Origin of the sequence: Mesorhizobium sp. ANAO-SY3R2, assembly GCF_042466635.1 — a bacterium.
In the GTDB taxonomy this organism is placed as follows: domain Bacteria; phylum Pseudomonadota; class Alphaproteobacteria; order Rhizobiales; family Rhizobiaceae; genus Aminobacter.
This window is the reverse complement of record NZ_CP159955.1, coordinates 851205-877093: the sequence shown is the minus strand read 5'-3', so window position 1 is coordinate 877093 and position 25889 is coordinate 851205. Positions and strand designations below refer to the sequence as shown.

General features: G+C 63.1%; 28 protein-coding genes and 1 pseudogene. 16 read left to right on the top strand and 13 right to left on the bottom strand.

Annotated elements, in window-relative coordinates; translation table 11 throughout:
- Positions 1-113: 113 nt before the first annotated feature.
- A complete protein-coding gene (locus tag ABSY17_RS09000) occupies positions 114-878 on the bottom strand; it encodes a sulfite exporter TauE/SafE family protein (protein WP_378949477.1) in 765 nt (254 codons plus the stop codon).
- Between the two features lie 266 nt (positions 879-1144).
- Between ABSY17_RS09000 and ABSY17_RS08995 the strand changes: the two genes are divergently transcribed.
- Positions 1145-1753, top strand: coding sequence for a 50S ribosomal protein L25/general stress protein Ctc (locus ABSY17_RS08995; RefSeq protein ID WP_378949474.1), 609 nt, complete (start codon positions 1145-1147; stop codon positions 1751-1753).
- A 28-nt stretch (positions 1754-1781) separates the two neighbouring features.
- Positions 1782-2519, top strand: a complete 738-nt coding sequence (gene pth / locus ABSY17_RS08990) for an aminoacyl-tRNA hydrolase (RefSeq protein WP_378949471.1) — start codon at positions 1782-1784, stop codon at positions 2517-2519.
- 9 nt (positions 2520-2528) lie between these two features.
- Here the strand turns inward: pth and ABSY17_RS08985 are convergent, their stop codons facing one another.
- Positions 2529-2903, bottom strand: coding sequence for a hypothetical protein (locus ABSY17_RS08985; protein ID WP_378949468.1), 375 nt, complete (start codon positions 2901-2903; stop codon positions 2529-2531).
- A 193-nt stretch (positions 2904-3096) separates the two neighbouring features.
- Here ABSY17_RS08985 and ABSY17_RS08980 point away from each other — a divergent pair, with 193 nt between their 5' ends.
- The 6 genes from ABSY17_RS08980 (at position 3097) to ABSY17_RS08955 (ending at position 8526) form a co-directional block, all read left to right on the top strand.
- Positions 3097-3645 carry a dihydrofolate reductase family protein gene (locus tag ABSY17_RS08980; protein ID WP_378949465.1) on the top strand — a complete coding sequence of 183 codons (549 nt, stop codon included), beginning with the start codon at positions 3097-3099 and terminating at the stop codon, positions 3643-3645.
- A 112-nt stretch (positions 3646-3757) separates the two neighbouring features.
- Positions 3758-4861, top strand: a complete 1104-nt coding sequence (gene ychF, locus ABSY17_RS08975; protein WP_378949462.1) for a redox-regulated ATPase YchF — start codon at positions 3758-3760, stop codon at positions 4859-4861.
- A 465-nt stretch (positions 4862-5326) separates the two neighbouring features.
- Positions 5327-6301: a magnesium/cobalt transporter CorA gene (gene corA / locus ABSY17_RS08970; protein ID WP_378949459.1), complete on the top strand. Its 975-nt coding sequence runs from the start codon at positions 5327-5329 to the stop codon at positions 6299-6301.
- Between the two features lie 72 nt (positions 6302-6373).
- On the top strand, positions 6374-6838 hold the full coding sequence (locus ABSY17_RS08965) for a MaoC family dehydratase (protein WP_378949456.1): 465 nt from the start codon (positions 6374-6376) through the stop codon (positions 6836-6838).
- Positions 6835-7293: a MaoC family dehydratase gene (locus tag ABSY17_RS08960; protein WP_378949453.1), complete on the top strand. Its 459-nt coding sequence runs from the start codon at positions 6835-6837 to the stop codon at positions 7291-7293. The genes ABSY17_RS08965 and ABSY17_RS08960 overlap by 4 nt, the downstream gene beginning before the upstream one ends.
- Positions 7294-8115: 822 nt before the next feature.
- Positions 8116-8526 carry a DUF1428 domain-containing protein gene (locus ABSY17_RS08955; protein WP_378949450.1) on the top strand — a complete coding sequence of 137 codons (411 nt, stop codon included), beginning with the start codon at positions 8116-8118 and terminating at the stop codon, positions 8524-8526.
- A gap of 205 nt (positions 8527-8731) precedes the next feature.
- Here the strand turns inward: ABSY17_RS08955 and ABSY17_RS08950 are convergent.
- Positions 8732-8812 (bottom strand): annotated as a pseudogene (locus ABSY17_RS08950) (adenine phosphoribosyltransferase); the annotation flags it as partial.
- 202 nt (positions 8813-9014) lie between these two features.
- Here ABSY17_RS08950 and ABSY17_RS08945 point away from each other — a divergent pair.
- Positions 9015-9452 (top strand): hypothetical protein, encoded by a 438-nt coding sequence (locus ABSY17_RS08945; RefSeq protein WP_378949447.1) that lies wholly within the window; start codon positions 9015-9017, stop codon positions 9450-9452.
- A gap of 186 nt (positions 9453-9638) precedes the next feature.
- On the opposite strand, the gene ABSY17_RS08940 is transcribed toward ABSY17_RS08945, so the two are convergent.
- The 6 genes from ABSY17_RS08940 to ABSY17_RS08915 form a co-directional block, all read right to left on the bottom strand.
- A complete protein-coding gene (locus tag ABSY17_RS08940; protein WP_378949445.1) occupies positions 9639-10184 on the bottom strand; it encodes an adenine phosphoribosyltransferase in 546 nt (181 codons plus the stop codon).
- Between the two features lie 200 nt (positions 10185-10384).
- Complete coding sequence (locus ABSY17_RS08935; protein WP_378949442.1) at positions 10385-11248, bottom strand: cytochrome c1; 864 nt, start codon at positions 11246-11248, stop codon at positions 10385-10387.
- Between the two features lie 25 nt (positions 11249-11273).
- Positions 11274-12575 (bottom strand): cytochrome bc complex cytochrome b subunit, encoded by a 1302-nt coding sequence (locus ABSY17_RS08930; protein ID WP_378949439.1) that lies wholly within the window; start codon positions 12573-12575, stop codon positions 11274-11276.
- A 19-nt stretch (positions 12576-12594) separates the two neighbouring features.
- Complete coding sequence (gene petA, locus ABSY17_RS08925; protein ID WP_378952542.1) at positions 12595-13098, bottom strand: ubiquinol-cytochrome c reductase iron-sulfur subunit; 504 nt, start codon at positions 13096-13098, stop codon at positions 12595-12597.
- A 388-nt stretch (positions 13099-13486) separates the two neighbouring features.
- Positions 13487-13795, bottom strand: a complete 309-nt coding sequence (locus tag ABSY17_RS08920) for a DUF6665 family protein (RefSeq protein ID WP_378949436.1) — start codon at positions 13793-13795, stop codon at positions 13487-13489.
- A gap of 39 nt (positions 13796-13834) precedes the next feature.
- Positions 13835-15712 (bottom strand): ABC transporter ATP-binding protein, encoded by a 1878-nt coding sequence (locus tag ABSY17_RS08915; protein WP_378949433.1) that lies wholly within the window; start codon positions 15710-15712, stop codon positions 13835-13837.
- 505 nt (positions 15713-16217) lie between these two features.
- Between ABSY17_RS08915 and ABSY17_RS08910 the strand changes: the two genes are divergently transcribed.
- On the top strand, positions 16218-16508 hold the full coding sequence (locus ABSY17_RS08910; RefSeq protein WP_378949430.1) for a GIY-YIG nuclease family protein: 291 nt from the start codon (positions 16218-16220) through the stop codon (positions 16506-16508).
- Positions 16509-16909: 401 nt separating this feature from the next.
- On the opposite strand, the gene ABSY17_RS08905 is transcribed toward ABSY17_RS08910, so the two are convergent.
- Positions 16910-18790: an ABC transporter ATP-binding protein gene (locus ABSY17_RS08905; RefSeq protein WP_378949427.1), complete on the bottom strand. Its 1881-nt coding sequence runs from the start codon at positions 18788-18790 to the stop codon at positions 16910-16912.
- A 155-nt stretch (positions 18791-18945) separates the two neighbouring features.
- The gene (locus ABSY17_RS08900) at positions 18946-19257 is read right to left on the bottom strand and encodes a hypothetical protein (protein ID WP_378949424.1); all 312 of its coding nucleotides are present in this window, start codon (positions 19255-19257) and stop codon (positions 18946-18948) included.
- Between the two features lie 280 nt (positions 19258-19537).
- Between ABSY17_RS08900 and ABSY17_RS08895 the strand changes: the two genes are divergently transcribed.
- Positions 19538-20005: a tRNA (cytidine(34)-2'-O)-methyltransferase gene (locus tag ABSY17_RS08895; protein WP_378949421.1), complete on the top strand. Its 468-nt coding sequence runs from the start codon at positions 19538-19540 to the stop codon at positions 20003-20005.
- A 111-nt stretch (positions 20006-20116) separates the two neighbouring features.
- Complete coding sequence (gene soxR / locus ABSY17_RS08890; protein ID WP_378949418.1) at positions 20117-20557, top strand: redox-sensitive transcriptional activator SoxR; 441 nt, start codon at positions 20117-20119, stop codon at positions 20555-20557.
- Here soxR and ABSY17_RS08885 read toward each other — a convergent pair.
- Positions 20554-20811, bottom strand: a complete 258-nt coding sequence (locus ABSY17_RS08885; protein WP_378949415.1) for a hypothetical protein — start codon at positions 20809-20811, stop codon at positions 20554-20556. The two genes, soxR and ABSY17_RS08885, sit on opposite strands and share 4 nt — an antisense overlap.
- 78 nt (positions 20812-20889) lie before the next feature.
- On the opposite strand from ABSY17_RS08885, the gene hemF reads away from it, so the two are divergent.
- The 4 genes from hemF (at position 20890) to ABSY17_RS08865 (ending at position 24703) form a co-directional block, all read left to right on the top strand.
- The gene (hemF, locus tag ABSY17_RS08880; RefSeq protein WP_378949412.1) at positions 20890-21804 is read left to right on the top strand and encodes an oxygen-dependent coproporphyrinogen oxidase; all 915 of its coding nucleotides are present in this window, start codon (positions 20890-20892) and stop codon (positions 21802-21804) included.
- Positions 21805-21866: 62 nt separating this feature from the next.
- Positions 21867-22139: a helix-turn-helix domain-containing protein gene (locus ABSY17_RS08875; protein ID WP_378949409.1), complete on the top strand. Its 273-nt coding sequence runs from the start codon at positions 21867-21869 to the stop codon at positions 22137-22139.
- A 114-nt stretch (positions 22140-22253) separates the two neighbouring features.
- Positions 22254-24056, top strand: coding sequence for a DEAD/DEAH box helicase (locus ABSY17_RS08870; protein ID WP_378949406.1), 1803 nt, complete (start codon positions 22254-22256; stop codon positions 24054-24056).
- Between the two features lie 386 nt (positions 24057-24442).
- Positions 24443-24703, top strand: a complete 261-nt coding sequence (locus ABSY17_RS08865; RefSeq protein WP_378949403.1) for a DUF1344 domain-containing protein — start codon at positions 24443-24445, stop codon at positions 24701-24703.
- 71 nt (positions 24704-24774) lie between these two features.
- Here ABSY17_RS08865 and ABSY17_RS08860 read toward each other — a convergent pair whose 3' ends face one another.
- Positions 24775-25782 (bottom strand): SMP-30/gluconolactonase/LRE family protein, encoded by a 1008-nt coding sequence (locus ABSY17_RS08860; protein WP_378949400.1) that lies wholly within the window; start codon positions 25780-25782, stop codon positions 24775-24777.
- Positions 25783-25889: the final 107 nt, after the last annotated feature.

Genomic DNA, 25889 nt, shown 5'->3' with positions numbered 1-25889 from the left:
ATGGTCTTTCCTCCGCACAAAATGAGCGAAGGCGGAACTTGGGCCTCAGCCTCACGGGGAGTCCACCATGCCCCCGGTATGTGAATTCTAATTGAAAGCGGCTGTGGGTTCAATCATCGGAGCACACCGTCCAGGGCCGGCAGGCCGATGATCGCGGCCATGGCGATCAGGCCATAGCAGATGCGCCGGAACGTCACCTCGTTCGCGCGACCGAACAGATGCGAGCCGATGAACAGCCCCAGCGCGAAGGTCGGCCCGATGGTCAGAGACAGCGCCAACGTCTCCCGGCTCAGCAGGCCGGCGACCAGGTAGCTGGCAACCGAGAGCACGCTCGATATCGCGAAGTAGAGTACGATATTGGCGCGCACGGTCTGCGGCAGGAAGGCGCCGCCGAGCCAGTAGGCGACGACAGGCGGCCCGCCGACCTGGGCAGCACCCGAAAACAGCCCCGAGGTCATGCCGACGGCCGCGGTCAGGGCGCTGTGGGGCCGACCGTGATAGCGCCAGCCCGACATCAGAAGCGCGAGCAGCCCGACGACGATGACGACGATCGCCCAGCGGATCACCCCGCCGTCGACATGGGTGAGCAGGTAGGTGCCGGTCGGCACCCCGATGACCGCGCCGAGCGCCATGACGCCGACATTGGCACGGTCGGCATTGCGCCATGCTTTCGGTATGAGCCCCGGGGTCAGCACAAGGTCGACGATCAGCAGCAGCGGCACCGCAAGCTTTGCACCGATCATAGAGCTTGCTACCGGCACGAAGATCAGCGCCCCGCCGAAGCCCGAAAAGCCGCGCGCGCAGCCGGCGACGAAGGCGGCCACGACGAGGACCACAATAGTGCCTGCCGGCAGGTCGAGCGGGAGATATTCGAGCATATGGGAATCGCTGTCGTGGACGTATCGTACGGGCGTGATAAAGGCACGGCAACGCTTGCGCGAGCAGCCACGGCGGTTCCAAAAGGAAGCCAGCCGGATTGCCCCGACGGTTGCGCAAAAGCCCTCCTTCCGCTATAGAGCCGCCACCCGCGTAGACACCCTTGGAGGCAACGCGGCGGAAGGCCGCCTCACCCGGCGGCTTTCGACGTTTACGGATTGGGCTTCAGGCCTGCCGTAGGCGCTCCATACAACCGAAAGGAAATGCCATGAGCGAAACATACGAGCTCAAGGCCGAAGCACGCGAACAGGTCGGTAAGGGGTCCGCCCGTGCAGTTCGCCGCGACGGTAAAGTGCCTGCAGTTATCTACGGCGACAAGCAGCCTCCCCTGGCCATCGCCCTGTCCTACAAGGACATCTTCTACAAAATCCACGGCGGCGGCTTCCTGACGACGGTTGCCACGATCGACGTCGGCGGCCAGAAGATCAAGGTTCTGCCCAAGGACTACCAGCTCGATCCGGTCCGTGACTTCCCGATGCACGTCGACTTCCTGCGCGTTGGCGCAAACACCGAAGTCAACGTCCAGGTTCCGGTTCACTTCATCAACGAAGAGAAGTCGCCCGGCATCAAGCGCGGCGGCACGCTGAACATCGTCCGTCACGAGGTCGAGTTCCACTGCCCGGCCAACGCAATCCCCGAATTCATCACCGTCGACCTCGACGGCACCGACATCGGCGATTCGATCCACATCTCGGCCATCAAGCTGCCGAAGGGCGTGAAGCCCGTCATCTCCGACCGCGACTTCACCATCGCGACGATCGCCGGCACCTCGGCATCGAAGTCGGAAGAAGGCGCTGCCGAGGCTGCGTCCGAGTAATTCGGCTTAGCTCCCGGAGGCCCCGAACATGCTGCTTTTTGCAGGTCTCGGCAATCCGGGCGCCCAATACGCGAACAACCGGCACAATGTCGGCTACATGGCGGCGGACGCAATTGCCCGCCGCCATTCGTTTTCGCCCTGGACGAAGAAGTTCAAGGGCCTGGTCGCCGAAGGCAACATCGGCGGCGAAAAGGTCATCCTGCTCAAGCCGCTGACCTTCATGAACCTGTCCGGCCAGTCGGTCGGTGAAGCGATACGCTTCTACAAGCTCGAACCTTCCGCGCTCACAGTCTTCTACGACGAACTCGACCTCGCCGCCGGCAAGGTGCGCGTCAAGGTTGGCGGCGGCGCCGGTGGCCATAACGGCATCCGCTCGATCGACCAGCACATCGCCAAGAATTATCGCCGCGTCCGCATCGGCATCGGCCATCCCGGCGTCAAGGAGATGGTGCACGGCCACGTGCTGGGCGACTTCGCCAAGGCCGATCGCGAATGGCTGGAAGTGCTTCTCGACCTCATGGCCGACAGCACCGATATTCTGGTCAAGGGCGACGACAACGGCTTCATGAACAAGGTCACGGTCGGCCTGCGCGACAAGTTGCAGCCGACCTCCGACGACGACCGCCCGCCGCCCAAGGCCCCGAAGCCGCAAGCGCCGAAGGCCCAGAGCCACATCCGCCAGGCCCGCCCGAACCAGCCGACCGTCAAGGTCCCCGAGACCGGCCCCATGGCGGCGATGCTGAAGAAGCTGCTCGGCAAGGACTGAGCCCTGCGGCTACAAGTTTTGCCACCTGAAGACAGCGAGATCGAAAAGCCACTGAAGCGTTGCGTTCATGCACGCTGCGAAGAAATTCGCCACGCCTGAAGAAAACAGGACAAAGAACATACCCACTGCGACAACCAAGGCGACTGCAACCTTCAGGTTCCGCCAACTGTCCAGCCGGTAGTATCCGTCCTCATCAAACTCCGTTTCGTGAATCCAATCAGTCAGTTGGTAGCCGAGTGGCAGGTGCCAGTCTGTAAATTTCGAACCGGTGAAGCGTTCCGGATACGGAGCCCAGAGCGCTCGCGCCACATGCCAGAGCGCGCCGATGGCCGCCAGCACGAACGGTGCGACAAGATAGTGCCAAAACGCAGCTTGTGTTTCCACTGGTCACTCCCCGGCAACATCATGTCGACAGTTGATTAATACCGGCCTACGGCGGCCGGCGCGGCGTGATGTATTGTGCAAACTCTGCAATCGGGCCGTTTGTTGCAGGCCTGTACCGCCAGTCAAACGCTCCTGACATAAGTTCGCCTGCCGCCATGTTAGAAGAACGCTTTGGCAGCAGGGAGCAAGTCCATTGGCGACAACAGGCACAGACGACGTCATCTACATGTTTGCGATGTCGCTGGACGGCTACATTGCCCGTGAGAATGGCACGTTCGACTGGCTCGACAACTACCCGGCTGACGACGACTATGACTTTTCCGGCTTCATGGCATCTCTGAGCGGCATCGTCATGGGGCGCAGCACCTATGACGTCGTCCGGCGGCATCATGGATGGGCCTATGCCAAGTATCCATGCCTGATCGCCACTTCACGTCCGCTCGACGGCCTGCCCGACAACGCCGAGGCAATGGCCGGCACGCCGGCCGAGATGCTCGAAAACCTCCGTGCACGCGGGGCGTCCGGCCGGATCTGGCTTTTCGGCGGCGGCGAGCTCGCCCGCCAGTTCATGGATGCCGGCCTGCTCGACACGATCGAGATCGGCACCATCCCCGTCATCCTCGGTTCTGGCATTCCGGCTTTCGGCGGCCGGCAGGCGGATCGCTGGCTCGATCTGGCCTTTGCCAAGCCCCTGGCCAACGGCGCGGTGCATGCGCAATACCGCGTACGCCGCGATCGGTAGCAGCTCAAAGCCGAAATTGCGCCCTGGCCGATCGATCGAAGCCTTGACGATCCTTGCCGCTATCCCCCATAGCCCTTGGCAAACTATGAACTCCCGATAGGACCAAAAGACCATGGGTTTCAAATGCGGCATCGTTGGCCTGCCCAACGTTGGCAAATCGACGCTTTTCAACGCGCTGACGCGCACGGCTGCCGCGCAGGCGGCAAACTATCCTTTCTGCACCATCGAGCCGAACACCGGCGAAGTGGCGGTTCCTGACCAGCGCCTCAAGCTTCTGGCGGCTACCGCCAAGTCGAAGGAAATCATCCCGACCCGCATCTCCTTCGTCGACATCGCCGGCCTCGTGCGCGGCGCCTCGAAGGGCGAAGGCCTGGGCAACCAGTTCCTGGCCAACATCCGCGAGGTCGACGCCATCGTGCACGTTCTGCGCTGCTTCGAAGATGACGACATCACCCATGTCGAGGGCCGCATCGATCCGGTGGCCGACGCCGAGACCGTCGAGACCGAGCTGATGCTCGCCGACCTCGAAAGCCTCGAGCGCCGCATCGTCCAGATCCGCAAGCGCGCCCAGGGCAAGGACAAGGAAGCGACTACGGTGCTTCCGATGATGGAGCAGGCGCTTGCGCTGCTGCAGGACGGCAAGCCGGTGCGCCTGCTGCTCAAGGGAATTGCCGCCGAGGACCTCGAGATCCTGCAGGGTCTCAACCTTTTGACCTCGCACCCGGTGCTCTATGTCTGCAACGTCGCCGAGGCTGACGCGGCGAAAGGCAACGAGCATACGGCCGCCGTGGAAAAGATGGCAGCGGCACAAGGCGCTGGCGTCGTCGTCATCTCCGCGGCAATCGAGGCTGAGGTGGCGCAGTTGCCCGACGAGGAGGCCAAGGAGTTCCTCGCCGACATGGGTCTCGAGGAGCCGGGCCTGGATAAGCTCATCCGCGCCGGCTACGAGCTTCTGCACCTCATCACCTACTTCACCGTCGGCCCCAAGGAGACGCGCGCCTGGACCGTCCACAAGGGCGCCAAGGCACCGCAGGCGGCCGGCGTCATCCACACCGACTTCGAGCGCGGCTTCATCCGCGCCCAGACCATCGCCTACAACGACTTCGTCACCCTCGGCGGCGAAGTGGCGGCCAAGGAAGCAGGCAAGGCGCGCGATGAAGGCAAGGAATATGTCGTCCAGGACGGCGACGTCATGCTGTTCAAGTTCAACACCTGATCAGCCCGACCACGCGCTTCACGTGACGTACGAAAAGCCCCGCGATGCGGGGCTTTTTCATTCCTGGGGCATCCACAGCCCTACCTGCATCCCTTCGAACTGTAGCATGGCAGATCGAGCCAAACGGTTGGTGCCCTTTAATCTTTCATTAACCATCCCCATATAGGTAGCAACAGAGATTGCAGATCGTCTCCACCTTTGACCACGGATGTACTGGCACGGGATGTTGAGACGCTAGAGAAAGGTCGGGTTCGCCCCGGCCTTTTTTGTTTTCGCATCTCCTCTCGCTCTGCCCCGTATTTTGCCTTTGCCAGGGGCCGCGGGCTGGCATGAGCCCTGGCGCTCCGGGGGCGGATTTTTGGCACGATCGGGCTGGTGGGCTTCCCCAAGCCTGTTTTGACGCTATCCTGCACCGGCCCAGCGGATGGGCATCCACCCAACCTCCAGCGAGGGAGAAAGCCGGCGATGATCAAGGCATTCGTCGTGGACAACGACCGTCTACGGCTGTCGGAAAACTTCGAACTCGACAAGGGCAAGGTCGTCTGGGCCGATCTGTTCAATCCGACCATGGATGAAGAGGCCGACATCGAGGAGTGGCTTGGCGCCAGCGTTCCGACGCGCGAGGACATGGAGGAGATCGAGATCTCGTCGCGCCTCTATGTCGAGGACGGCGCCTATTTCATGACTGCCACCCTGCCCTCCCAGGCCGACAGCGACAATCCTGTCATGTCGCCGGTCACTTTCGTTCTCGCCGGCGACCGGCTGGTGACGATCCGCTATCAGGAGCCGCGCGCCTTCCAGACCTTTCCGGCGCGCGCCGAGAAAGTGGCCACCGGCTGCACGTCGGCCGAGACGATCCTGATCGGCCTGCTCGAGACGATCGTCGACCGGCTGGCTGACATCCTCGAGCGCGCCTCACGCGGCGTCGAGGCAATCTCCAAGAACATCTTCCATCCCCGCTCGACCGGTGCATCGAGCCGGGATCGCGACTTCCAGCGGGTGCTCAAGGACATCGGCAGCAAGGAAACGCTGACCTCCGACATCCGCGACAGCCTGACCTCGCTGCAGCGCCTGACGGGCTTCCTTGCCAATGCCGTGGGCCAGAGCAAGAACGGCAAAGACGCCAGGGCGCGGATCAAGACGCTGTCGCGCGACGTGCTGTCCTTGACCGACCACGCCACCTTCCTGTCGCAGAAGATCACCTTCCTGCTCGACGCCACGCTCGGGATGATCAACATCGAGCAGAACGGCATCATCAAGATCTTCTCGGTGGCCGCGGTGATCTTCCTGCCGCCGACGCTGGTGGCATCGATCTACGGCATGAACTTCGAACTGATGCCCGAGCTCAAGTGGTTGTTCGGCTATCCTTTCGCGCTGGGCTTGATGGTGGTTTCGGCGATCCTGCCCTATTGGTATTTCCGCCGCCGTGGCTGGCTGTGAGCCAAGCCCAGCGCCTTGCGTGACTGCGATGACTCATCCATGCTGATCGTACAAGCTTGAACAGGATTGCCGATGAGTGCTGCGAAATGGGCCTATGACGATTTTGTGGAAGGTGCCGTGCTCGAGCTCGGCAGCAAGGTCGTGAGTGCCGAAGAGATCATCGAATTTGCCAGCGAGTTCGACCCACAGCCGATGCATCTCGATGAGGACGTCGGCAAGGCGAGCATCCTCGGTGGGCTTTCCGCTTCGGGCTGGCACACCAGCGCGATGTTCATGCGCATGTTGTGCGACGCCTTCCTGCTCGACTCGACCTCGCAGGGCGCACCCGGCATCGACTATGTGAAGTGGAAGAAGCCGGTACTCGCCGGCGATGTCCTCGCCGGCCGCTTGACCATCCTGTCCACGCGCGTATCCCGATCCAAGCCCAATCTCGGCTTCGTCACCTGGCGCGCCGAACTGGTCAACCAGAAGGGCGAAAGCGCCTTCGAGCTTCAGAACAGCGTCATGTTCCTGACACGAGAGGCCGCAGCAGCATGACGCTCGACGAATATCTCGGTATCGGCACGACGACAGTGCTGGGCAGCTACCTTTTCGAGGCCGAGGCGATCAAGGAATTCGCCCGCAAATACGACCCGCAGCCTTTCCACACCGACGAGGAGGCCGCCAAGCGAAGCGTGTTCGGTGGCCTCTGCGCCTCGGGCTGGCACACCGCGGCCGTGTGGATGAAGCTGAACCTCGCCCATCGCGGCCCCGAGTGGGACGGTCCCGGGCCGGCCCCCGAGTTCGGCCCCTCGCCCGGTTTCAAGAACCTGAAGTGGCTGAAGCCCGTCTATGCGGGGGAGACCGTTACCTTCACCCGCATCGGGCTCGATCACCGGCCGCTTGCCTCGCGCCCCGGCTGGCGGATCATGACGCTGCATTCTGAAGGCTTCGACAGCACCGGCGACAAGGTCATCGAGTTCGACAGCGCGGTTCTGGTAAAAGCGGGGTAGGCAACTTCCCCCTGCCTCCGTACCGATCCGCCCGGTCGTCATCCCGGCCGGCACAGCGAGAGCCGGGACCCATTGGCCTGAACATCGTCAGGCACGGGCCGGTCCTCGTCCAGCGCACTTCGCTTACGCCGTGCGAGGTAAGTACCCGACCGTGCTGATCATTGGGTCCCTAATAGCCCGCCCTTCGCTCCGGCCTCCGGGATGACGACTGTTGGCGCAGGCTTCCTTTGCTTTTGAGATCGTCACCTCATCCTTCGACAGGCTCTGGAAGAGGGGATACGCCAAGCTTGTTCACTGCCACACTCGCTTTCGCGCCTGGCTATTGTCATCCTTCGACAAGCTCAGGACGAGGTAGTCGGGAAGCGGGGCGCGAGGCCGTGCCTTCCGATAGTCTTCTATGTGGCGCGACGTTCGCGCCCCGCCCGGCTGCTTGCCCCGCTCAGTCGCCTCGGCATTTCCGCCGCCGGCCGCCGCAAGGCCCGGGCTTGGGGGTGAGACACCCAGCAGGAGAACCGACCTCCCACCAGCCCGGCACCGGCGCTTCCCCCCGATGCCCGGTGCGCAGCCGAGGTCCCGTGGAAGATCGCGAGGAGAATGATAAGGGAGGTTGTGGGGGCGTGGAAAAACCAGACGGTCTTTCCACGCTGGCTGCTGACAGATGCTGACAGTGCCCGACGAAGACTGTCTTCGGGTAGCATGTAGGCAACTTCAAAGACTAACGAAAAAGCAGTGAAGGCACGCAATGGTGTCGGGGCGTGGTTTACGTGGTATGATTGCAATCATCCAAGTTGATCGAGCCAGCGATAACTATCGGGTTTGCCTATGTCCTATGTAGATGGCTATCTCATCCCCCTGGAGACGTCGAAGATCGAGGAGTACATATCCTTCTCGAGGCATGTAGCAGAGGTCTATCGCGAGCATGGCGCCATGCGGGTCGTGGATTGCCAGTTGGATCGCACCGTCGTCAACGATGCCGAATTTCACGCGGAGCAGGCACGCCAGGATCTGGACGCCGAAGGGACGCCGCTTCGTGATTTCGAAACGGCGGCGGCGACCCAGAGCGGTGAGACGGTCATTCTTTCCTGGACGGAATGGCCGAGCAAGGAGGCGCGGGACATAGGCCTCGCGAAAGCGTTAGCCGACCCGCGAATACAGCCAAAGGAAGGTGAGAAAATGCTGTTTGAAGGACGGCGTTTGATAGCCGGAGGCTTTCTCAAGCTGATCGACGTTTAGTCGGCAATAGCCCGACATCTGACTTTCATGTCGACGCGGACGCGGCTGAGGGAAACGGCGGCAACACGGGGTTTTGGCCGGCGCCCGTCGATCCGGCAACATAGACGCGGCAACACGTGAGGCACTCGCTTGAGGAGGCCGCCGATCGCCAGAATAGACGAACAGGCGTGGAAAGGTTTTCCGCGCCGGCGCGGCAGGATGCCCGTCAGTCGCCTTCGAAGGCAATCAGCGTGCGCACGTCGACGCCGAGCGCCTCGAGCTTCTTGCGGCCGCCGACCACGGGGAGATGAAAAAGCCTGCAACATGGATCGGAACGTGCAATTTCCATCCAAGGCGGCAATCGAAGCGCGCGCGACGGATGGCGCGATATAGCCTAAAATAGTCGCGACGCACCCATGGATATTGTCTACTCATTAAAACGACGCACGCTTTGACGGAAATTCCTTCATGTTTTTCTGATATCTCCGGCTGAACCCCAGGAGGTTACTATGCGTACGCTTCCATTTATTGCAGCCGTCATTGTTGCCAGCAGCATTGGGACTTCTGCCATCAAGTCGCTACTGCAACCAAGCGACTGGTACACCGCACAGGAAAGATTGCTTGCCCGGTACAATGCCAACCCCGCGGCCACTTTGAACAGTTTGGCCGCCTCCTTTCTCAAGTGCGCCGACAGCAAAAACAGCGGCACCTCGGGTGCCGCGGAGATACGGACATTGGCCGCAAAAGGCGTCATTTTGGCAATTGCCGCACGAATCCAAGGGCTCGATGAGACCGAATTCAAAAGGCGCAGAATTGAGCTTCTGCAGCTCCACCTCCCTGACATCAAAAGAAAGGTCGACGAGCGTGACGCCGAAAATCTACTCGCATATTTGAAGGACTTGGGCGAAGCTGGAATGGCGTACTGCGCTGTATCCTATTCCGCCTAGAGGACGAGCCCTATACCGCACCGCCGGGCCGGAGCGCCATGGGAGGTGAAGGCGGCCTTGTGCCGCCATTGCGTCAACCGACGCGACGACGCCTGAGGCAGGCGCTCGAGCATCGGCAATCTCTCTAAAAGTTGAAATGCGCTCAATGGCGTGGAAAGGCTTTCCACGCCGGCGGCAGGATGCCCGTCAGTCGCCTTCGAAGGCGATCAACGTGCGCACGTCGACGCCGAGCGCTTCGAGCTTCCTACGGCCGCCGAGGTCCGGCAAATCGATGACGAAGCAGGCAGCGACGATGTCGGCGCCCATCTGGCGCAAGAGCTTGACAGCAGCCTCGGCAGTGCCGCCCGTGGCGATGAGATCGTCGACCAGGATCACCTTCTCGCCGGGGGCGATGGCGTCCTTGTGCATCTCCATCTCGTCGAGCCCGTATTCGAGGCTGTAGGCGATGCGCACGGTATCATGCGGCAGCTTGCCCTTCTTGCGGATCGGCACGAAGCCGGCGGACATCTGGTGCGCGATGGCGCCGCCAAGGATGAAGCCGCGCGCCTCGATGCCGGCGATCTTGTCGATCTTCGAGCCGGCATAGGGATGGACCAGCTCGTCGATGGAGCGACGGAAGGCGCGTGCATTGCCGAGCAGCGTGGTGATGTCGCGGAACATGACGCCCGGCTTGGGATAGTCGGGAATGTTGCGGATCGCCGAAAGCAGCGTCTGTTCCAGGGAGGTGTTCATCGGCGGGGGCTCCGTTGCCTGCAGCGCCGCGCGTTCCCTGCACGCGCAGGGACGCTGAAGCACTCTAAATCTGAGCATGATCCGTGCCGAAAATCGATCCCGATCTTGGGCTCATGCACTGGCACTTTTGACGGGTTGGGCGGCAAAAGAAAAGGGCGCCTTGTGAGCGCCCCTTCGATTTCTTGTCGGTTGTTCCGCGGTCAATGCGGGACGTTGGCCCAGACCTTGCGCTTGGTGGCGTAGACCAGGCCGGCGAACAGCACCAGGAAGATCATGACCGCAAAGCCGGTCTGCTTGCGCGCGACCAGATGCGGCTCGGCAGCCCACATCAGGAACGCGGAGATGTCCTTGGCATACTGGTCGACCGTCTCGGGCGCACCATCCTCGTAGGTCACCTGGCCGTCCGAAAGCGGCTTGGCCATGGCCAGCGACTTGCCGGCGATGAAATACGGGTTGTAGTGCGTGCCCTCGGCGACTTCCATGCCGGCCGGCGGCTGCTCGTCATAGCCGGTCAGCAGCGCGTGAATGTAGTCCGGACCACCCTGAGCATACTGGGTGAAGATGTCGAAGACGAAGGTCGGGAAGCCGCGCTCTACGGCGCGTGCCTTGGCGATGAGCGAGAAGTCAGGCGGGGCGGCACCATTGTTGGCGACAGCCGCGGCGATCGCATTCGGGAACGGCGACGGGAAATGGTCCGAAGGCAGGGCCTTGCGGGTGAACATCTCGCCATCGGCGTTGGGGCCGTCCTGCACTTCGTACTCGGCGGCGAAAGCCTTGACCTGCGCTTCGGAGTAGCCGAGGTCCTCGAGCGTGCGGAACGTCACGAGGTTCATCGAGTGGCAAGCCGAGCAGACTTCCTTGTAGATCTTCAGGCCGCGCTGGAGCTGGGCCTTGTCGTAGGTGCCGAAGGGCCCTGCGAACGTCCAGTCCATCTCCTTGGGCTTGTGGATCGGGAAATGCGTCGGCTCGGCGACGTTGTGAGCTTCCCCGGCGGCGAATGCTGCGCCGGCGGAGCCAGCAAGCAGGAGGCCAATCGCCGCCAGACCGTTGAGAATCTTTTTCATTCCAAAATCCCTCTCAGATTCTCGTTCAGCCACGGGTTTCCGGAGCAGCGGTAGCGCCAGCCGGATGAGCGGAGCCACCCTTGTTCTTCTCGAGCACGGCTTCGGTGATCGAGTTGGGCAGGCGACGCGGCGTCTCGATCAGGCCGAGTACCGGCATGATGACCAGGAAGAACCCGAAGTAGTAGAGCGTGGCCATCTGCGACATGATCACGTAGGCGCCTTCAGCGGGGCGGGAACCGAGCCAGCCCAGGAAGATCGCATTGATGACGAAGAGCCAGAAGAACAGCTTGTACCACGGACGATAAACGGCCGAACGGACCTTCGAGGTGTCGAGCCACGGCACGACGAACAGCACCGCGATCGAACCGAACATCGCCAGCACGCCGCCGAGCTTGGAGTCGATCGGGCCGATGTTGAAGGTGATGGCGCGCAGGATCGCGTAGAACGGCAGGTAGTACCATTCCGGAACGATATGCGACGGGGTCTTCAGCGGGTCGGCCATGATGTAGTTGTCGGGATGGCCTAGGAAGTTCGGGATGTAGAAGATGAAGTAGGCGAACACGGCCAGGAACACGACCATGGCGAAACCATCCTTGATGGTCGCATAGGGCGTGAAGGCGACGGTGTCGGTCTTCGACTTGACTTCGATGCCGGTCGGGTTGGTCTGGCCGGTGACGTGCAGCGCCCAGACGTGCAGGATGACGACGCCGGCGATCATGAACGGCAGCAGGTAGTGCAGCGCAAAGAAGCGGTTCAGCGTCGGGTTGTCGACGGCGAAGCCGCCCAGCAGCAGCTGCTGGACCCATTCGCCGACCACGGGAATGGCGGTGAAGAAGCCGGTGATGACGGTGGCGCCCCAGAAGGACATCTGGCCCCACGGCAGCACGTAGCCCATGAAGCCCGTTGCCATCATCAGCAAGTAGATGATGCAGCCGAGGATCCACAGCAGCTCACGCGGCGCCTTGTAGGAACCGTAGTAGAGACCGCGCATGATGTGGATGTAGACGGCGATGAAGAAGAACGACGCGCCGTTGGCGTGCATGTAACGCAGCAGCCAGCCGGAGTTGACGTCGCGCATGATCTTTTCGACCGACTGGAAAGCCAGCATCGTGTCATTGGCATAGTGCATGGCCAGCACGACGCCGGTCAGGATCTGCGCCACGAGCATGATCGAAAGAATGCCGCCGAAGGTGTAGGCGTAGTTCAGGTTGCGCGGAACCGGGTAGGAAACGAAGGAGTCGTGCACCAGCCGCGGCAGCGGCAAGCGTGCGTCGATCCAGCGGCCGATGCCGGTCGTGGGCGAATAGGTCGAGTGTCCACCGCTCATGGAAATAAGTCCCCCTGCCTCAGCCGATCCGGATCATGGTGTCGGAAATGAACTGAAATGTCGGAATATGAAGGTTTTCCGGCGCCGGTCCTTTGCGGATGCGGCCGGCCGTATCGTAGTGAGAGCCGTGGCACGGGCAGAACCAGCCACCGAAATCGCCCTGCTGGCCGAGCGGCACGCAGCCCAGGTGGGTGCAGGAGCCGACCATGACGATCCAGTTCTCCTTGCCTGCGCCGGCCGAGCGGTCAGTGTCGGTTGCGGGCGCATCGGCGGCGATATTGGCGTTGCGGGCGACCGGATCCTTGAGATCGACCATCGGAACGGCCTTGGCGGCCTCGATTTCCTCGGGCGTACGGTTACGGATGAAGATCGGCTTGCCGCGCCACTTGGCGGTCAGCGACATGCCCGGCTGCAGCGACGAGATGTCGACCTCGACGGTGGCGAGTGCCAGCGTCGAAGCGTCCGGGCGCATCTGGTCGATGAAGGGCCAAGCCAGGGCGCCTGCTCCGACCACGCCGGCCATGCCGGTGGCCACATAAAGAAAATCGCGGCGATTGGGCTCGCTCGTATCGGTTGCGCTCACGGGACCTGATCCTTTTGCCTCAATTCCAACCGGAGGCCGAGCACTTGTCCCCGCTCAACGATGCCAGCCCGACGGCGCATGGCTACCAGGCTAGCGAATTCCTCCGGCATTTGGATTTCGGTTTATGCGTGAAGCCAGTTTTTGTCCAGACAAGACAAGGCACATGGGCAGATTGTCGCGGGGCTGGCGCAAGGCGGTGGAAAACCTGGCCGAAGTCGCTGTTTTCAGCGGATTCTGGACGCCCTGAGCCGGGTCGTCAAGGGCACATGGCGGGCCGCTGGGCGCCCCGGTGCCAGCATCGCCCGCGACCCAGTCTTGCCGCCGGAGCTCAGGCGGCGCCGAGTCGCGCCAGCACCTCGCGCGGAATGGCGAACTCGCGGATGGCGTCATCGTGGCGGCGATAGCCGCACAGCTCGCGCTGGATGAAGTAGGCATAGACCGCATCGGCCGCTGCCTTGAGCAGGACACGGCGCTGTTCCGCATCGCCCGTATGCACATTGAGCCGGGTGAGCGTCTCGCCGACCCGCTCGCCGGCACGGCCGAGGGCTGCCGCCTTTTCGGCCAGGAACTCGTATTCGAGGACGTTGAGCGTCTGCTCCTGGCGGTTCGAATAGATGGTGGGCGGACGAACGGACATGTCTGGATTTTACTCCGGTGGAGCGCCCGTCGCCACCCCTCACGCCGGGCGCGTTTCCTCGAGCGGGCTCTCCTCATGGAACAGGAAGCCACCGGACTGGCGCTTCCACAGTCGCGCATAGAGACCGTCGAGCGCCAGCAGTTCCTCATGCGAGCCCTGCTCGGCGATGCGGCCCTGGTCGAGCACGATCAGCCGATCGAGGGCGGCGATCGTCGACAGCCGATGGGCGATGGCCAGCACCGTCTTGTCGGCCATCAGCGCCGTAAGGTTTTCCTGGATCGCCGCCTCGATATCCGAATCGAGTGCCGAGGTCGCCTCGTCGAGGATCAGGATCGGCGCGTCCTTCAGGAAGACGCGTGCGATCGCCACGCGCTGGCGCTGGCCGCCCGAAAGCTTGACACCGCGCTCGCCGACGAAGGCGTCGTAGCCGGCACGCCCGCGATTGTCCTGCAGCGTTTGGATGAACTCATGCGCCTCGGCCTTGCGGGCGGCGGCGATGACCTCGGCGTCTGACGCATCGGGTTTGCCGAGACGAATGTTGTCGCGCAGCGAGCGGTGGAACAGCGCCGTATCCTGGCTGACCACGCCAATCTGGCCACGCAGCGAGTTCTGGGTGACCGCCGAAATGTCTTGCCCGTCGATCAGGATGCGCCCGCCCTCGAGGTCGTAGAGGCGCAGGATGAGGTTGGCGAGCGTGGTCTTGCCGGCGCCGGAAGGGCCGACGATGCCGACTTTTTCGCCCGGCTTGACCATCAGTTCGATGCCGTCGAGCACGCCGTTGCCCTTGCCATAGTGGAAGACGACCTTGTCCATGCGGATCTCACCGCCGGTGACCACAAGCTCACCAGCGCCCGGCTTGTCGGTCAGGCCGAGCGGCTGGGAGATCAGCGCCTTGGAATTCTCGAGCACGCCGAGGTTCCTGAGGATGCCGTTGAGCTGCATCATCAGCCGGCCGAGCAGCATGTTGAGGCGCAGTACAAGGCTGAGCGTGAAGGCCACCGCACCGACCGAGATCGCGCCCTCGATCCACAGATGGATCGAAAACCAGCCGATCGCCGTGATCATGACACCCGATAGCGCGGTCAGCGCCAGGCGCACGCCGGTCAGCCTGCGGGTAAAAGGCCGGAGCGCGCCGAGATAGATGTCGAAGCCGGAGCGGATGTAGCGGTCGTCGCCATCGGCGGCGAACAGCTTCAGCGTCTGCACGTTGGAGTAGGAATCGACGATGCGCCCGTTGATCATCGAGCCGGCCTCGGCGGTGGCTTCGGCATGCTTGCGGATCGACGGCAGGTAGTGCCGGGCGAGCAAGCCAAAGGCCGTGATCCAGACGACGACCAGTGCCGCCAGTCGCCAGTCGAGCCCGGCGACCACGGCGAGCGTGGTGACGGTATAGACGACCATGAACCAGACGACCTCGATGAAGCTCTCCATCAGGTCGCCGGTCGCCTGCCCTGCCTGCCAGACCTTCGTGGCGATGCGGCCGGCGAAATCGTTCTGGAAGAATGAATAGGACTGGCGCGAGACATGGCGATGGGCCTGCCAGCGCACGAGATTGTAGAAGCCGGGCGTGATCGTCTGCTCGTCGACGAGTGCCGACAGGCCGACGACGACAGTGCGGACGATCAGCACGGTTGCGGCCATGAACAGCACTTCGGGCCCGGCAACGTCCCACAAAGCGGCCCAACTGCGGTCGTTGGGCAGGCCGTCGAGGATGTCAACGAGCCGGCCGACGAAATAGAAAAGCCCTGCCTCGACCAGCGGAGCGATGCCGCCGATGACCAGCATGGCGAAGAAGGCGAACTTCGCCTGGCCGACATAGTGCCAGAGGAAGCCCCAGACGGTCGACGGGGGCCGGAGATTCTCGGGTTCCCTGAATGGATAGACCCAAGTCTCGAACCATCTGTAGATTCTATTCATCAACACTCTGGACCAAGGCCGGGTGGAAGTGACGCCGACACAAGGCCGGAGCGGCGAGTCGCGATTGTCGGCCTAAACCTGCCCGGGAGGCAACCGCCGCCTGTCAGAAGACTGCCTCCGAGCCCGGGCGGATTTCGGGCGGCATGTTCACATTCCGATGAGCGAACAACTCCTGCGTGGCGGGCGGGCCGCCCATGACTGGAGCGGATTTTTGCTCACCCAGGCCTGGACCGTCACACACATCACCGGTGTTGCGGCATGGACTCCCGACACTCTCCACTCCCTGCGGTCGCTCACGAGGTCGGGAATGACGGGCTTCATTGGCCGTCTCCGCCAATCACCAACAGTCGAGATTGGTGGCTGCAGACCTGCCCCCGTCATTCCCGGCCTCGTGAGCGAGCGAAACGAGCGGAGAGTGTCGGGAATCCATGCCGTGACCTCGGCGAGATCAAAATCGGCGCAGGATCGGGCTTGCCGCGCGACCGCATCCAGCTAAGGTCGCCCGATGGGACGGAAGGGGTATGTCTACATCCTCGCCTCGCAGAAGAACGGCACGCTCTACACTGGCGTGACGTCCGATCTCGCTGGGCGCCTGTTCCAGCACCAGACGGGAACCGGCTCGAAGTTTGCGGCCCGATATGGCGCGGTGCGGCTTGTCTGGTTCGACGAATACGATCTGGTCGTCGATGCCATCGCCCGCGAGAAGGCGATCAAGAAGTGGCCACGGGCTTGGAAAATCAAGCTGATCGAGGAGCGCAATCCCGACTGGCGGGACATTTCCTGGCATCTGATGTGAAGGGGTGCCGATTGCTCGCCATGTCGGTGGTTCTGAACCGGCTCGCCGTCGTCTGTGTCACGGCATGGATTCCCGACACTCTCCGCTCGTTTCGCTCGCTCACGAGGTCGGGAATGACGGATTGCAAGAGCGCTTTCGCCAGTCTCCGGCGTTTTGCCAGTCTCCAACGTTTGTGATTGGCGTTCGCGGAAACTGAAGCTCGTCATTCCCGACCTCGTGAGCGACCGCAGGGAGCGGAGAGTGTCGGGAATCCATGCCGCTGCGGAAATGACAAGAAACGGTTCAATTTGGCGGGCAACCCCGACAGCGGAGAAGGCGTACCTTGCCGACGCCCGAAAAGTCCCCCCACCCTCTAACCCTCCCCACAAGGGGGAGGGAGAGCGTCGGCGCCTCGTCCTGCCCTACTCCGCCGCCTGGCCCTTAGCCTCCAGGTCGTTCGCGACCTCGCCGGAGAGATCCTCCAGCAGGAAGCCGCCCGACTGGCGCCGCCAGAGCTGGGCATAGAGGCCGCCCCGGGTGACCAGTTCGTCGTGAGTGCCCTGCTCGACGATGCGGCCCTTGTCCATCACCACCAGCCGGTCCATGGCGGCGATGGTCGAGAGGCGATGGGCAATTGCGATGACGGTCTTGCCCTCCATCAGGCGATAGAGGTTTTCCTGAATCGCCGCCTCGACTTCCGAGTCGAGCGCCGAGGTGGCCTCGTCGAGGATCAGGATCGGCGCGTCCTTGAGCATGACCCGCGCGATGGAGATGCGCTGGCGCTGGCCGCCCGACAGCTTGACGCCGCGCTCGCCGACATACGCCTCGAATCCCTTGCGCCCCTTGGGGTCGGTCAGCGTGGCGATGAAGTCGAGCGCTTCGGCCCGGCGTGCCGCCTCGATCATCATCGCCTCAGTGGCGTCGGGACGGCCATAGAGGATGTTGTCGGCGACCGAGCGGTGCAACAGCGAGGTGTCCTGCGTGACCACGCCGATGCGGGCGCGCAGGCTGTCCTGCTGCACGGCCGAAATGTCCTGCCCGTCGATGACGATGCGCCCGCCCTCGATGTCGTAGAAGCGCAGCAGGAGATTGACCAGCGTCGACTTGCCGGCACCCGAGCGGCCGACGATGCCGACCTTCTCGCCCGGCCGCACCTTGAGCGTCAAATCCTCAATGACGCCTTTCTCCTTGCCGTAGTGGAAGCGCACATGGTCGAAGGAGATCTCGCCCTTGTCGACGGCGATCTCCCTGGCATCGGGCCTGTCCTCGACCAGCCGCGGCATCGAAATCGAGCTTATGCCGTCCTGGACCGTACCGATATTCTCGAACAGGCCCGAGACTTCCCACATGATCCATTGCGACATGCCCCACAGGCGCAGCACCAGGCCGATCGCCACCGCCACAGCGCCGATGGAGACGACCTCGTCCAGCCACAGTCCGATCGCAAGCGCCCCGACCGCCAGGAGCAGCAACGAGTTGAGCGCGTAGACGACCAGGTAGAAGAGCGTGATCAGCCTGCCCTGGGCATAAACCGTCTGCATGAACTCGCCCATGCCTTCGCGCGCATAGTCGGCCTCGCGGCGCGCATGCGAGAACAGCTTGACCGTCTGGATGTTGGTGTAACTGTCGACGATCCGCCCGGTCATGAGCGAGCGCGCATCGGCCTGCGCCGACGCCACCAAGCCGAGACGTGGCACGAAGAAGCGCAGTGCGACGAGATAGCAGACGAGCCAGACCAGCAGCGGCGCCGTCAGCCGCCAATCCGCCGAACCGACGATGACCAGCACGCCCAGGAAATAGACGATGACGTAGTTCAGCACTTCGACCAGCTTGATAACGGTCTCGCGCACGGCGAGCGCCGTCTGCATCAGCTTGGTGGCGATGCGGCCGGCAAACTCGTCCTGGTAGAAGGTCATGGACTGGCTGAGCAGGTAGCGATGCACCTGCCAGCGGATACGCATCGGATAATTGCCGAACAGCGTCTGGTAGGTGTTGAACGAGGACAGCAGAACCGTAGCCGGCAAGGCGACGCCGACGACCAGCGCCATGCCCGCGAGTTTCCACCACTCCGTCTGCAGGAATGTTTCGCGGTTGTGCGCCGACAGCCAGTCGACGATGTTGCCGAGGAAGCCGAACATCCAGACTTCCATGATGGCGATCAGCGCCATGGTAATCCCGGCGATCAGCACGAAGGGCCAGGCCGGCTTCGTGAAATGCCAACAGAACGCCACCAGCGTCTTCGGCGGCTCGACGGGCTTGTCCGGCGGGAACGGGTTCAGTCTGCTTTCAAACCAGCGGAACATTTTGGTCTCTCAATTCAATTCTGGACACGCGGCGGATCCCGCGTGAAATGGGCTTTCGGGGGTAGCTGGCTCGGCCTTGGCGCGCGACATCTCCCTTCTGCGGAGGGCGGCATGGCCCCTGTAATGTAGGCGACGTCAGGAGATTCGGCCAATCCTTAGCTCCCCTCTCCTGACATCGTCCTGGCGGCAGGCTGCGCCGCGCCCGACCGGCCGGCAAGCCGGCCGATCAGGGCAACGATGCGGCCGAGCAGCGGCCGGTGGTTTGGGTCGGGCACGACGCGCGACATGTCGACATCGGGCAGCATGCCGCGATGCAGGCGCCGTGGCGGGTCGAGCGCGCGCGGGCTTTCGCCTGTAGACAGCGCCCACGCGGCGCGTTTCGCCTCGGCGAGATGGCTTGGGTTGCGGGAATCTGCAGAGTCGAAATCATCACGGGCATTGCGCCCGTCGGGGATGTTGGCAAACATCGGGATTGTCCTTCGAAAACCGGGAAAAGGCTTCGGCGGAAGTCGATGCGAGGATGCCTGGAAATGTCAGGGAATACGTCGAACCGAGACCGCCATCAGGCAGTTGGGCGCCACACGGTGGGGCGATGAATATCAAGATACATCATGAACCCCTCCATCGGTTCGAGTTGACAAGGCGGCCCGTATACGCCCTTTCGCGACAGAACGCCACAGCAGCGCGATCACTTTTTGCTTCGGCACAACTTGCTGTTGCTCTGCCGCCACAGATTAGGACTTCAATATGGACGAAAAACTGCGCATCGCGCTCTACCAGCCGGATATCGCCGGCAACACCGGCACGATCCTGCGCATGGCCGCCTGTCTGGGCGTCGCCGTCGACCTGATCGAACCGGCAGGCTTCGACATTTCCGACCGCTCGCTCAAACGCGCCGGCATGGACTATCTCGAAATGGCCACGCTGACCCGGCATGTCGATTTCGACCGCTTCGAGCAGTGGCGGCGCAGCGAAGGCCGGCGCCTGGTGCTGCTGTCGACCAAGGCTGCCCTGCCCTATACGGATTTCGCCTTCCGCGCTGGCGACATCGTCATGCTCGGCCGGGAATCGGCCGGGGTACCGGATCACGTCCACAATCTCGCCGACGAACGGCTGATCATCCCGATGCCCGGCGGCGGCAGGAGCCTCAACGTGGCGCTCAGCGCCGCCATGGTTGCCGGCGAGGCGCTGCGCCAGATCGGTCAGGCGCAATAACTCGGCGACGGGCGTCCACCATCTTACGAACATGCCAGAAATCCTTCCGTTGCAATGCGAAGGACACCCTCGTACAACCTCAACTAAACCTGAGGTCAAGCGGGATTTTTCATGGCCAGCGAACTGACCGTCGGCGAGGTGGCGAAGCGCAGCGGCGTCACTGTCTCGGCGCTGCATTTCTACGAGACGCGTGGGCTGATCCGCAGCCACCGCACATCAGGCAACCAGCGGCGTTTTTCGCGCGACGTGCTGAGGCGGGTGGCGGTGATCAGGATCGCTCAGGAGGTCGGCATTTCGCTGGCCGATATCGCCACAGCACTTGCCGCCCTGCCCGATGGGCGCACGCCGACCCGGGAGGATTGGAATCTGCTTTCAACAGGTTGGCGCAGAGACCTCGACCATCGCATCGAACAGTTGAAGAAGCTGCGCGACGGGCTGACCGACTGCATCGGCTGCGGTTGCATGTCGATCGACCGCTGCCCCTTGCGCAACCGCGAGGACCGGCTGGCACGCCAGGGGCCTGGCCCGCGGCGGCTGATCGTGGCGGACTAGTCTGATGTCGGCAGGCGGCGGATGGTGAATTCGATGACGTCGCCGGGGCGCTCGAACCAGCTCTCGATCTCGGTCCAGTAGGCCTGCTTGGGCCAGCGCGCGAACCACTCCTGCGCCTTGGCCCGCGCATCGCCGCGCGGCAACACGAAGGTCTCGCGCAGGAACCCGTCGCGCGGCCTTGTGGCGCGTTCGGCCCGGCTGCGCTGCAGCCTCTTGGCAAGATCGTCCAGCGGCGGTCTGGTCGGGGTGCCCATAAAGAACTCCTTGACCCTTTCGACAGGGAGATTAGGGATCACGCTCAATAATTACGAGTCATTTGTGCGGAGCTAGAAGTGCAGCGTCCCGAAATACCGGCAGGACTGCCGGCCGACATCGAAGAGAAGAAGGCGCACGCCCGCGCCTGGTTCGAGGAACTGCGCGACCGCATCTGCCTCGCCTTCGAGCAGCTGGAGGACGAGGTGCAGGGGCCGCTCGCTGGCTGGGCGCCGGGCCGCTTCGAGCGCACGCCATGGCAGCGCGACGAGGGTAAGGGCGGCGGCGGCATCATGTCGATGATGCATGGCCGGGTGTTCGAGAAGGTCGGGGTGCACACCTCGACCGTGCATGGCGAGTTTTCGCCCGAGTTCCGCAAGCAGATGCCCGGCGCCGAGGAGGATCCGCGTTTCTGGGCCAGCGGCATCTCGCTGATCGCCCATCCGCAGAACCCCAACGTGCCGGCCGTGCACATGAACACGCGCATGGTGGCGACCTCGCGCTGGTGGTTTGGCGGCGGCGCCGACCTCACACCGGTGCTCGACGTCAGGCGCACCCAGGACGATCCGGACACGGTGGCCTTCCACAGGGCGATGCAGTTTGCCTGCGCCAAGCACCCCGACGTCGCCGACTACCAGCGATACAAGGACTGGTGCGACGAGTATTTCTTCCTGCCGCACCGCAACGAACCGCGCGGCACCGGCGGCATCTTCTTCGACTGGCAGCACTCGCCTGAAGAACAGGGCGGCTGGGATGCCGACTTCCGCTTCGTCCAGGATGTCGGCCGTGCCTTCCTCGTCGCTTACCAGCATCTCGTCCGCCAGAACTTCAACACCAACTGGACCGATGGCGACCGCGACGAGCAGCTCGTCCGCCGTGGCCGCTATGTGGAGTTCAACCTGCTCTACGACCGCGGCACGATCTTCGGGCTGAAGACCGGCGGCAATATCGCCTCGATCCTTTCGAGCATGCCGCCAGAGGTCAGGTGGCCGTAGCCTTACATAGGATGCGCTAATAGCGTATCTATACAGGCGGTGATGACCGACCGGGCATAGATATGGCCGACAATCTCGACACAGCCGACAACCCCGACTGGACCGAAGAAATGATACGGCCGCTCGATGCAAGCGCCAAGCTGAAGCTTGTACGCGGACTGCTCGATATGAGCCAGGACGACTTTGCGGCCTTGCTCGGGATCCCCGTCACAACGCTGCAGAACTGGGAGCAACGCCGCACCGAACCTGACGCCGTCGCCAGGACGCTGATCGACCTGACCTATGACGATCCGAAGGAAATGCGGGCGCGAATGATCAGGCGAAACGCGGCGTAGCCGTCGCTTGCGTTGTCGGTTTGCATTGACGAGCGGCCCTCAAGCCTTTAGAGAGCGCGCTTTCCTTGGCCCTCGTCCTGATGTGACGGGCCTTGCTCTCATTGGAAGATTTTTGTGACGATTTTCGACAACATGGTTCCGGCGCTGGCCGGAGCGCTCGCCGCGCGTGGCTACGAAACGCTGACGCCGGTGCAGACCGCAGTGCTGGCACCCGAGACCGAAGGCGGCGACCTGCTGGTCTCGGCGCAGACCGGCTCAGGCAAGACGGTGGCCTTCGGCATCGCCATTGCACCGACCCTGCTCGACGGCCGCGAGCGCTTCGACCGTGGCTCGGCGCCAAGCGCCCTCATCATCGCCCCGACGCGCGAGCTTGCCATCCAGGTGCGCCGCGAGTTCGAATGGCTGTTCGCCGGCACCGGCGCCCGCCTCGCCTCCTGCGTCGGCGGCATGGACATGCGCAAGGAGCGCCGCGCGCTCGACGAGGGTGCGGACATCATCGTCGGCACGCCGGGCCGCCTGCGTGACCACATCACCCGCGGCTCGCTCGACATCTCCGGCCTGCGCGCCGTGGTTCTGGACGAGGCCGACGAGATGCTCGACCTCGGCTTCCGCGAGGATCTCGAATTCATCCTCGCAGCAGCACCGGCCGAACGCCGCACGCTGATGTTCTCGGCCACCGTGCCGCCGCAGATCGCGCAACTGGCCAAGCGCTTCCAGCGCGACGCACATCGCATCACTGCCGCTGGCCAGAGCCGCCAGCACGACGACATCGAATATCGCCTGTTGCTGGTGGCACCCTCCGACCGCGAAAACGCCATCATCAATTCGCTGCTCTATTTCGACGCCCAGAGCACGATGGTGTTCTGCGCGACGCGCGAAGCGGTCAAGCATCTGGCCTCGCGGCTCGCCAATCGCGGCTTTGCCGTAGTGGCGTTGTCAGGGGAACTCAGCCAGGCCGAGCGAAACAACGCGCTGCAGGCGATGCGCGACGGTCGTGCCCGGGTCTGCGTTGCGACCGACGTCGCCGCGCGCGGCATCGATCTGCCCAATCTCGACCTTGTCATCCATGCCGACCTGCCGACGAATCCCGATACGCTGCTGCACCGCTCTGGCCGTACCGGCCGGGCCGGTCGCAAGGGCGTCTGCGCGCTGATCGTGCCGTTCCACCGTCGCGGCAGTGCTGCCCGCCTGCTCAAGCTCGCAAAGCTCGAAGCCGCCGCCCAGCCGGCGCCCGGCCCGACCGAGATCGACGCCCGCAACCGCGAGCGGATGCTGGCCGAACTCGAAAACATCGAAGCGGCGGCCGAGGACGAGGCGGCAATTGTCGTCGAAGTTCTGGCGGCGCACTCGCCGGAGACGCTGGCGCTTGCCTGGCTGCGCCAGCAGCAGGCCTCGCGGCCGCCGGCTGAGGAGCTGTCGGACCGCGCAGCGCCTGCCTTCGACGCGGCCAAGGCCGAACGCCCCGACAACCGCTTCACCGACGGCGCGTGGTTCTCCGTCTCGGTCGGCCGCAAGCAGCGCGCTGAGCCGCGCTGGCTGCTGCCGCTGCTGTGCAAGGCGGGCCATGTCACCAAGCATGAGATCGGCTCGATCCGCATCTTCGACACGGAATCGCATTTCGAAGTGGTGGCGAACCGCGCCGACGACTACGCCAGGACCGTCGAGCAGAACGGCACCGGCGAAAAGGGCGTGGACATCAGGCGACTCGAGGGCGGGCCCGCCAGCGAGGCCCCGCGCGGCCCCAAGAAGCCGCACCGCAAGGGGCAGTTCGATCCGTCGGACAAGCGCCCGTTCAAGAAAAAGTCCTTTGAAAAGGCACCCTTTGCCAAGGGTGACAAGCCCTCTTTCGGCAAGGACAAGCCAAAAGGCGAGAAGGTCTACAAGCCGAAGAAGAAATTTCACAAGTCCGGCGAATAAGCGCAGGCTAGTGCATGATCCTTTCCGAAAATCGGAATCGATTTTCGGAAAGGATCATGCACAGATTCAAAGTGTTACAGCGTCCTTCGCGCGTCCAAAAGGACGCGCGGCGCTGTAGCGGCCATTGTTACATTTTCGTAGGGTTCCCAGTTGCCACCATCGCGCCACAAACTGCGGTTTCTGGCGTCGAATGTGGCAACCGAGCCACGACGAAATATGTTTTTAGTCTAATATACCAGGCTGGCTGGCGGACTATCTGATGCTGCCTGGGCCGGGAAACGCCGGCGGTGTGCCTCCCCACATCGCGACGCGACGTAACCGGACGGCCCTGCACCAAAGCGGGTTCTGCGCCCCACGTTGCACCCGTATTTGTCGGAGAGCATGCCATGCGCAAGCTTCTTGTTCCGGCAGCCGCCGCTGCCGTTCTCGCCACCTCAGCCCTTGCCTTCGCCGCCGCCCAGCATACGGACGGCACGATCAAGACCTATGATTCGAAGGCGATGAGCCTGACCCTGTCTGATGGCTCGACCTATGTCCTGCCCAAGAAATTCAAGGACCCGGGCCTGAAGGCCGGCGAGAAGGTCTCGGTGATCTGGGACATGAGCGGCAAGAACAAGGTCGTGGAGTCCGTCAAGATCATGCACTAGTCGGGCACTCCCGACATCCAAATGGGCGGAGCGGTGCTCCGCCCATTTTCGTTTCGTCGGCGCTGCCGCAATTACCACAAGGGATCGGTCAGCTTGCCGCACGCGATGGAGTTCGCCTTGTCAGCAGGCAGATGCTTGAAGAAATTGAGGTTGGTGACACAGATCTCGCCATTGCCGAAGGCAATGCTGGCCGGCGCGCCGAGCGGCGCCTGAAGCGGGTTGCCCAGTTGCTGGCGCTTCTTGGTGTCGGGGCTGACCTTCCAGATCTCACTGCGCGTGGTTTCCGTGAGATAGAAATTGCCGTCGGCGTCGACTTCTAGCCCGTCCATGTTGTCATAGCCAAAGGACAGCATCTCGGCCTTGCCGGCGCTGCCGTCGGCATTGATCGGCACCTTGACCAGCATCGGAATGCCTCCGGTGACGCCGAACAGCGTCTTGCCGTCGCCCGCGAGCGCGATGCCGTTGACGCCCACCGGATAACCGCTCAACGACCTGTCACCTGGGCTGAACAGGGGATCCTTGGACCACACCTCCGCCGATTTCTGGTCAGGATCGATCTTCCAGATCGCCTGGAGGCTGAGGTCGGAGACATAGACCTTGCCATCCGGCCCGACTGCCGGATCGTCGGGGAAGCAGAACGGATAGCCGTCCGCGCGCGTAACCACCGGCTCGACCTTGCCGGTCGAGATGGTGACCTTGTAGAGGCCTGACTTCGTGACCGTGGCGTCGCCGCATGCCTCCACCGCGAGGTTTGCCTCGGCCGGCCAGGGGAAGCGCTTGGAGTATTCCGAGAACGCAACGTAGAGCGTGTCCTTCCTATCCCAGTCCAGGCCAACGGTGCTGCCATCGGCATCACCGATGACACTGCGCAGGTCTGCTATCTGGCTGGTCTTGCCGTCCTTGCCGACCCGCATGATATGTCCGGAGTGGTACAGACTGACATAGAAGTTGCCCTCGCCGTCCGAAACGAGCCCCTCCGGCGCATCGTCGAATTGCGCAAGAATTCGCCATTCCGATGCAGATGCAGAAGTCGCCAGGGACGACAGAAGAACGGTAATCATTGCAGCACTGCGTAGCATTCGTTTCCTCCTCCGCAGATTTTCCCAGTTCCGATCCAAGGTCCGCAACCCTGATTTCGCGGGCATCGTCCGCTCGGACTAGGGCTCGACTGCTCCGGCGGACGCAT

Coding starts and splice junctions, on each gene's coding strand:
- ABSY17_RS09000 (WP_378949477.1), bottom strand. CDS start 878: ATGCTCGAATATCTCCCGCTCGACCTGCCGGCAGGCACTATTGTGGTC.
- ABSY17_RS08995 (WP_378949474.1), top strand. CDS start 1,145: ATGAGCGAAACATACGAGCTCAAGGCCGAAGCACGCGAACAGGTCGGT.
- pth (WP_378949471.1), top strand. CDS start 1,782: ATGCTGCTTTTTGCAGGTCTCGGCAATCCGGGCGCCCAATACGCGAAC.
- ychF (WP_378949462.1), top strand. CDS start 3,758: ATGGGTTTCAAATGCGGCATCGTTGGCCTGCCCAACGTTGGCAAATCG.
- corA (WP_378949459.1), top strand. CDS start 5,327: ATGATCAAGGCATTCGTCGTGGACAACGACCGTCTACGGCTGTCGGAA.
- ABSY17_RS08965 (WP_378949456.1), top strand. CDS start 6,374: ATGAGTGCTGCGAAATGGGCCTATGACGATTTTGTGGAAGGTGCCGTG.
- ABSY17_RS08960 (WP_378949453.1), top strand. CDS start 6,835: ATGACGCTCGACGAATATCTCGGTATCGGCACGACGACAGTGCTGGGC.
- ABSY17_RS08955 (WP_378949450.1), top strand. CDS start 8,116: ATGTCCTATGTAGATGGCTATCTCATCCCCCTGGAGACGTCGAAGATC.
- ABSY17_RS08945 (WP_378949447.1), top strand. CDS start 9,015: ATGCGTACGCTTCCATTTATTGCAGCCGTCATTGTTGCCAGCAGCATT.
- ABSY17_RS08940 (WP_378949445.1), bottom strand. CDS start 10,184: ATGAACACCTCCCTGGAACAGACGCTGCTTTCGGCGATCCGCAACATT.
- ABSY17_RS08935 (WP_378949442.1), bottom strand. CDS start 11,248: ATGAAAAAGATTCTCAACGGTCTGGCGGCGATTGGCCTCCTGCTTGCT.
- ABSY17_RS08930 (WP_378949439.1), bottom strand. CDS start 12,575: ATGAGCGGTGGACACTCGACCTATTCGCCCACGACCGGCATCGGCCGC.
- petA (WP_378952542.1), bottom strand. CDS start 13,098: ATGGCCGGCGTGGTCGGAGCAGGCGCCCTGGCTTGGCCCTTCATCGAC.
- ABSY17_RS08920 (WP_378949436.1), bottom strand. CDS start 13,795: ATGTCCGTTCGTCCGCCCACCATCTATTCGAACCGCCAGGAGCAGACG.
- ABSY17_RS08915 (WP_378949433.1), bottom strand. CDS start 15,712: ATGAATAGAATCTACAGATGGTTCGAGACTTGGGTCTATCCATTCAGG.
- ABSY17_RS08910 (WP_378949430.1), top strand. CDS start 16,218: ATGGGACGGAAGGGGTATGTCTACATCCTCGCCTCGCAGAAGAACGGC.
- ABSY17_RS08905 (WP_378949427.1), bottom strand. CDS start 18,790: ATGTTCCGCTGGTTTGAAAGCAGACTGAACCCGTTCCCGCCGGACAAG.
- ABSY17_RS08900 (WP_378949424.1), bottom strand. CDS start 19,257: ATGTTTGCCAACATCCCCGACGGGCGCAATGCCCGTGATGATTTCGAC.
- ABSY17_RS08895 (WP_378949421.1), top strand. CDS start 19,538: ATGGACGAAAAACTGCGCATCGCGCTCTACCAGCCGGATATCGCCGGC.
- soxR (WP_378949418.1), top strand. CDS start 20,117: ATGGCCAGCGAACTGACCGTCGGCGAGGTGGCGAAGCGCAGCGGCGTC.
- ABSY17_RS08885 (WP_378949415.1), bottom strand. CDS start 20,811: ATGGGCACCCCGACCAGACCGCCGCTGGACGATCTTGCCAAGAGGCTG.
- ABSY17_RS08875 (WP_378949409.1), top strand. CDS start 21,867: ATGGCCGACAATCTCGACACAGCCGACAACCCCGACTGGACCGAAGAA.
- ABSY17_RS08865 (WP_378949403.1), top strand. CDS start 24,443: ATGCGCAAGCTTCTTGTTCCGGCAGCCGCCGCTGCCGTTCTCGCCACC.
- ABSY17_RS08860 (WP_378949400.1), bottom strand. CDS start 25,782: ATGCTACGCAGTGCTGCAATGATTACCGTTCTTCTGTCGTCCCTGGCG.